Here is a 5,699-nt window from a genome sequence, read left to right as displayed (position 1 = left end):
TGGGCAGAAGTTGCAGGGCGGACGATATATTATTGAGAGGCATTTGGGTAAAGGTGGCTTTGAGATCACCTATCTTGCTGAGAATAAATGCAATCAAAAGAAGGGCAAGCGATCGCATTCTCTATTCGCGCCTGTCTTCAAACCAATCTTGCCCGTCCGGTAACTGAGTTAAATACTCATCAATCATGTTAGGTAAAATCCTTGCTGAATGAGCATACATCAAAGCAAGTAATTGTTGAGCTGCCAAAATTTTCTAAGTTCTATCCACCATTTTTTTATCCAATCCAGCCCACCTAAAATCGTCAAAGTTTCTTTGTAGCGTCCCTCAATGATGCTATTTCGTAAATCCATGAGTTCCTCAGTCATAACAATTGTCTTCATCTAGGCGTTTCCACGCTGAATATATCACTCAAAAATAAGAGCGATCGCTCTTATCTCACCTTTGTTCCCTTCCGTTATGGAACCTTCTGGAATAGGTCAAATACTTAACAAAACTGGCACCAAAGGTATGGCAAAATTAGCCTAAGTGTCAGGGAAAGTGTGAGGAATGGTTTGGGCCGCTGGGCAGATGTTGCATGGTGGAAGATACATCGTTGAAAGGGTGCTAGGAGAAGGAGGCTATGGCATCACTTTTCTAGCTAGGGATAAAAAAGGGAATTTTGTCGTCATCAAGACACTGAATGAACGGGTACTGACTAAACGCGAATTTACAGCGTACCGAGACAAATTTAATCGAGATTTCCAGAAAGAAGCGCTGCGACTCGCTGTGTGCCGACACCCTAATATTGTGCAGATTGACAATGCCTTCTCTGAAGGACAGTTACCTTGCATGGCGATGGAGTATGTTGAAGGAGAAAACTTAGAGCAGCGCGTACTTAATCTGGGTGTTTTGTCGGAAACCGAAGCATTACACTACATCCGCCAGATTGGTGACGCACTAACTTTCATCCACGACAGGGGCTTTTTGCATCGGGATGTGAAGCCATCTAATATCATGGTGCGTGCCGAAAAATTCCAGGCGGTACTGATTGATTTTGGCATTGCTAGGGAATTTATCCCCGATATAACGCAGACTCATACGCAAACCTTTACTCCAGGCTTTGCTCCAATTGAACAGTATGCTCAGCAAGCAAGACGGGGCGAGTATACGGATGTTTATGCACTCGCGGCGACGCTCTACTATTTGCTGACTGGAGAAGTCCCGCTACCTGCGCCTGCGAGAGCTGCGGGGATTCGATTAAATTCACCGCAACGCCTCAATTCCAGTATTAGTAATTTAGCCAATCAGGCGATTCTTACAGGGATGGAATTTCAAGCGGAGAAACGCCCTCAGTCGGTGCAGGAGTGGCTAGAATTGCTTAATCTTAATAAGATTTCTACTTACAGTTTTAAGCAGCCAGTATTTAGCAATATCCCGGTTTCAAAAACTTATAATGCCAGTTCAATCGCTACAAATCGTAATTTTTTAACAAATCGCCAAAGTTCAGCGTCAAAAATAGATTACCGGCAACTACAGACTTTTCTAGCGTTAGGAAAGTGGCAAGAAGCGGATGAAGAAACCACGACGGTTATGCTGAGAATTTCTGGTCGAGAAACGGAAGGCTGGCTGAGAGTAGAAGATATCAAAAATTTTCCAATGTCAGACCTTCGGATCATTAACCAACTTTGGATAAAACACAGCAAAGGACGCTTTGGTTTTAGCGTCCAAAAATATATCTGGGAAAGGATCGGAGGGACGAGAAGCGCAAATTATGAGATTTTGTGTATTTTAGGCGATCGCGTAGGATGGCGGATTGATGGCGCTTGGGTTCCTTATGAAGAATTTATCTTTGATTGCGATCGCGCTCCCGCAGGTCATCTTCCTAGCGGATATGTTTTTTGTGAAGTTGGTTGGTGGGTCGGGTTATTGAACCTCTTCTATCGCCTTGAGTAGATGATTATAAAAAATTAATATTTTTATGAAGTCTTATTGATTATTTTATGAAGTTAAGAGCTGTGTGAATATAATAAATGCTGCCTACGCTAAGTCGCTCTATTAACCAGCAAAAATGCCGGATATTATTTTAATAAAATAAACTTAAACTCAAGATTTTTTCTACATTCAAACAAAATTTTAGCAGAGCAAAATTTTATGTATCCCATTACTACGAAAACTCAACTTGAAAATTTACGTCCAGGCGATCGCATAAAATATTATGGCGTTCAGTGGCAGATTAAAGAATACAGCACTTATGACGATTCCTATGGATATGAAACAACGGAGTGGTTGCTAAAATCTCAGGCAGGAAAAGAATACTACTTGCTACGAGAAATTGATCCGCAAAATCCTGAATCCTTAGTCAATTGGTATCTTGCCGAAGAAATTTCAGACCCTAAGATATTTGAACCAGAATCACTGAATAATTTGGCTATTCGTTTTTGGCACGATATGCAAGGAGGAAAAATGCCTTACCCAGAATTACAAGCCTTGGGTAAACGCTATTACTTTGAATCATCAACCAAGGGTAATTATGAAGGAGATGAAGAGGAGACATCTCGAATTACGTGGGATTATTGGGACAAGGATCATCAATGGAATTTAGCAATTGAAGCTTGGCCTGATGGCAAACGACATATTTACTCTACCAAAATAGTAAAACCAGAAGATTTTTCTCACATTGAACGAGGAGCGAAGAAGAGTTTTTTGGAAAGCGTGATTTTCCAAGCATTAGTAGCCAGTTTCATGATGGCTTGCGGAATATTGTTGATGGTATTCGGATAGTAAAAAAATGCCTACATCTTTATTTATTGAACAACATAACAACGGATTGGCTTTTTATATCAATGGTGATTTGCAATTTGATACCGCTGATGAAGCCATTTATCACGAGTATTTAGTGATCCCATCGGTAGCGCTGGCAGTCAAACGATTTCCTCACACAGAGTTGCAAGTCTTGATTTGTGGCGGCGGAGATGGATTAGCTGCACGGGATGTGTTGCGATTTCCTGAAGTGAGTCACGTTGATTTAGTTGATTACAATCCAGAAGTTTTAGAACTCGGTAAAAATGTATTTAAGGAATTTAATGATGGCAGCTTAGAAAGCGAGCGCTTGACAATCTACACGCAAGAAGCTTTTGAGTTTTTATCGACAATTAAAGAAAAATCTTATCACGTCATTATTTGCGATTTTACTTATCCTAGTTGTACAGAAGATACGGCGATATACAGCCAAGAATGGTTTAAAACGATTAGTCGGGTTCTTTATCCAGGTGGAATTATTAGCACGAATGGTGTTTCTCCAGAAAATCGGACAACAGGTTTTTGGTGTTTATATCAAACCTTGTTAGCTGCCGGATTGATGGCAAAGCCTTTACAACTAGCAATTCCATCCTTTCAGCGGCATGATTACGGCAATTGGGGGTTCTTCTTAGCGTCTCCAGTTACAATTCAACGTGCTGAACTAGAAGGAATTACCCTACCTGAAAATTTACAAGCGATCGCGCTTAAAAATCTGCTAAAAGTGTTTGAGTTTGAGAATGCGATCGCGCATAGCCGCCACAGCGTCAATATTCACACTCTGGATTGCCCGCAGCTATTTTACTACTTACTAAATCCTCATATTCAATCGCCTCAAATTATCGAAGCAATTGATGAAAAAACCATTAATTTTTTAGACATTGAAGAAGCTGGAACTGGACTGATAGGGTTGCGGGATCTCCTTCAGCTAGAATCAACCGCCCAAAGGTGGTTAGAAGAAGTTCAGGGTAATGAGATAGATACTAGCAAACTATTGCCGGTACAACATCCTTATCACAACCCAAAGATGACAGCAGAATGGTTAGCCCACCTTCAAAAATTACTATCAGAAATCGATTTATCACGTTTATTGGGAAGTATTTTAGAACGTGCTCAAGAACTGCCGCCTCAGATTGCCGCTGAACTAAAACAATTGTCTGATAAAATCCGCACTGGACAGCAAATTTTAACGCTATCACCACGAGCAGCAGAATTTATTATGATGCTCTCAGTAACTTTATTAATGGCCAATTTAGCATCTCCAGATGCTGTGTTTGCCAAGGGATACTATTCAGGAAGTAGCCATTCTCCTGGCTCTAGCGGCTATTCGGGAGGAAATACTTATTATAGCGAAGGAGACTGGAGTTGGTTTAATAGAACTATAGGATTTGTTTTGACGGCGGCTGGTGGTATTTGGTTGATAAACTTATTAACAAATCGCTCGAATAATGACTGACATTTTAGATGTAAATAATGGGCACAAAATTCAATTAGAGGAATTATCTTTAACCCTTAGACTACTAAATTCAGAAGAACGCCATCATTGGGACTTGCTTGTGCAAACTGCTCCCGCAGGATGCTTTATGCAGTCTTGGGCTTGGGCAGATTTCAAAGAATTGGAAGGATACAAAACCTTCCGTTATGGTTTATTTTACAAGCAAGAATTATTGGGAGGATGCATTTTTTATTTTTATCCCCATCCTAATAAAGCCAATTTATTAGTTGCTCCCGGTGCCCCTCTGCTACCTGAAAAATTGGAAAAAGAAGGAATGCAGATATTAGTGAAAGAAGCGGTATCTTTAGCTGAAAAAATAGGAGCGGTTGCCCTACGAATTGAACCTTTATGGCAGCAAAAACTAGATTGCCTTTCCGGGTTTATGCGTGCCCCTGCTGATTTATTGCCCTCGGAAACTCTGTTAATTGATTTACAATTAACAGAAACTGAAATGTTAGCAACTATGAAGCCAAAAGGACGATATAATTTGCGTTTGAGTTGGCGTCATGGTGTAGAAACTGAATTTAGAACAGACTCACAGGCAATTCCTGTGTTTTACGATATTTTTTGGGAAACGGTAAAACGCCAGCAGTTTTTTGGTGAACCCTACAAATTTTTCATTAATCTTTGCCAAACCTTATTTAAGGCAAATATGGCAGAGCTAGGTTTCGCAATCTGGCAAGGAAAAATATTAGCAGCTATCTTAGTTGTTTATTGGGGCGATCGCGCAACTTATCTCTACGGCGGACGTAGTTTTGAACATCCGGAAGTCATGGCAACTTACAGTTTACACTGGGCTGCAATGCAACGGGCAAAATCACGCGGTTGCACTTTCTATGATTTCTATGGTTTTACTCACGATCCTAATCATAGCTATGCAAAATTTTCCCGTTTTAAAAGTCAGTTTGGTGGCGTACCAGTAAAAACTATTGGTGCTCATGATTACTTTTTTTATGGCCAACTAGCAGATACAATGATTGGCTTATTAAAACACTTAAAAATATAAAATTAATTGAATAATAAAGAAATATTGAGAAGGAGTTAAGTAGTGGAACAAGTTAGTCAATTAGGATTTATTCTTCTAGAGCTAGTTGTAGGCTTTGGGTTGTTCTGGCTGGGACAACTCGCTTACCAAAAACTATTTCGTCGCATAGAATTAAACTTGGAACTATTTGTTAAGGATAATCCAGCCGTAGCGATCGCTCTTGTCGGATATTACCTCGGTATCGTCATTGCGCTGGGTGGTGTTTTAGGACAACCTTCAGGCAATTGGCAGGACAAATTACTCAATTTGGTAAGCTATGGCGCAACAGTCATTTTATTCATGTTGGCTGGCGCTTGGGTAGGCGATCGCTTAATTTTGCGTTGCTTTGATTGTAAGCGCGAAATTCTTGAAGAACGGAACACAGGCGCTGCTGCTGTAGAATT

General features: G+C 40.5%; 6 protein-coding genes. 5 read left to right on the top strand and 1 reads right to left on the bottom strand.

Annotation, left to right across the window (positions count from 1 at the left end):
* Positions 1-219: 219 nt before the first annotated feature.
* Positions 220-381, bottom strand: coding sequence for a hypothetical protein (locus H6F50_RS27440; RefSeq protein ID WP_242029214.1), 162 nt, complete (start codon positions 379-381; stop codon positions 220-222).
* A gap of 166 nt (positions 382-547) precedes the next feature.
* Between H6F50_RS27440 and H6F50_RS26045 the strand changes: the two genes are divergently transcribed.
* From H6F50_RS26045 to H6F50_RS26025, 5 genes are all read left to right on the top strand, one after another.
* Positions 548-1,933 carry a serine/threonine-protein kinase gene (locus H6F50_RS26045; RefSeq protein WP_190430943.1) on the top strand — a complete coding sequence of 462 codons (1,386 nt, stop codon included), beginning with the start codon at positions 548-550 and terminating at the stop codon, positions 1,931-1,933.
* 198 nt (positions 1,934-2,131) lie between these two features.
* Positions 2,132-2,761, top strand: a complete 630-nt coding sequence (locus tag H6F50_RS26040; RefSeq protein WP_190412641.1) for a DUF4178 domain-containing protein — start codon at positions 2,132-2,134, stop codon at positions 2,759-2,761.
* Positions 2,762-2,768: 7 nt separating this feature from the next.
* The gene (locus H6F50_RS26035; RefSeq protein WP_190430942.1) at positions 2,769-4,232 is read left to right on the top strand and encodes a spermine synthase; all 1,464 of its coding nucleotides are present in this window, start codon (positions 2,769-2,771) and stop codon (positions 4,230-4,232) included.
* On the top strand, positions 4,225-5,277 hold the full coding sequence (locus H6F50_RS26030) for a peptidoglycan bridge formation glycyltransferase FemA/FemB family protein (RefSeq protein WP_190412639.1): 1,053 nt from the start codon (positions 4,225-4,227) through the stop codon (positions 5,275-5,277). The genes H6F50_RS26035 and H6F50_RS26030 overlap by 8 nt, the downstream gene beginning before the upstream one ends.
* Before the next feature lie 42 nt (positions 5,278-5,319).
* Positions 5,320-5,699, top strand: a 380-nt coding sequence (locus tag H6F50_RS26025; RefSeq protein WP_347277209.1) for a DUF350 domain-containing protein, incomplete at its 3' end; no start/stop codon positions are given.

The sequence above is a fragment of the Coleofasciculus sp. FACHB-712 genome (assembly GCF_014695635.1).
Taxonomy (GTDB): Bacteria; Cyanobacteriota; Cyanobacteriia; order Cyanobacteriales; family FACHB-T130; genus FACHB-T130.
Note: the sequence above shows the minus strand (reverse complement) of the source record. Positions and strands in the feature narration are given on the sequence as shown.

Coding starts and splice junctions, on each gene's coding strand:
- H6F50_RS26045 (WP_190430943.1), top strand. CDS start 548: ATGGTTTGGGCCGCTGGGCAGATGTTGCATGGTGGAAGATACATCGTT.
- H6F50_RS26035 (WP_190430942.1), top strand. CDS start 2,769: ATGCCTACATCTTTATTTATTGAACAACATAACAACGGATTGGCTTTT.
- H6F50_RS27440 (WP_242029214.1), bottom strand. CDS start 381: ATGAAGACAATTGTTATGACTGAGGAACTCATGGATTTACGAAATAGC.
- H6F50_RS26030 (WP_190412639.1), top strand. CDS start 4,225: ATGACTGACATTTTAGATGTAAATAATGGGCACAAAATTCAATTAGAG.
- H6F50_RS26040 (WP_190412641.1), top strand. CDS start 2,132: ATGTATCCCATTACTACGAAAACTCAACTTGAAAATTTACGTCCAGGC.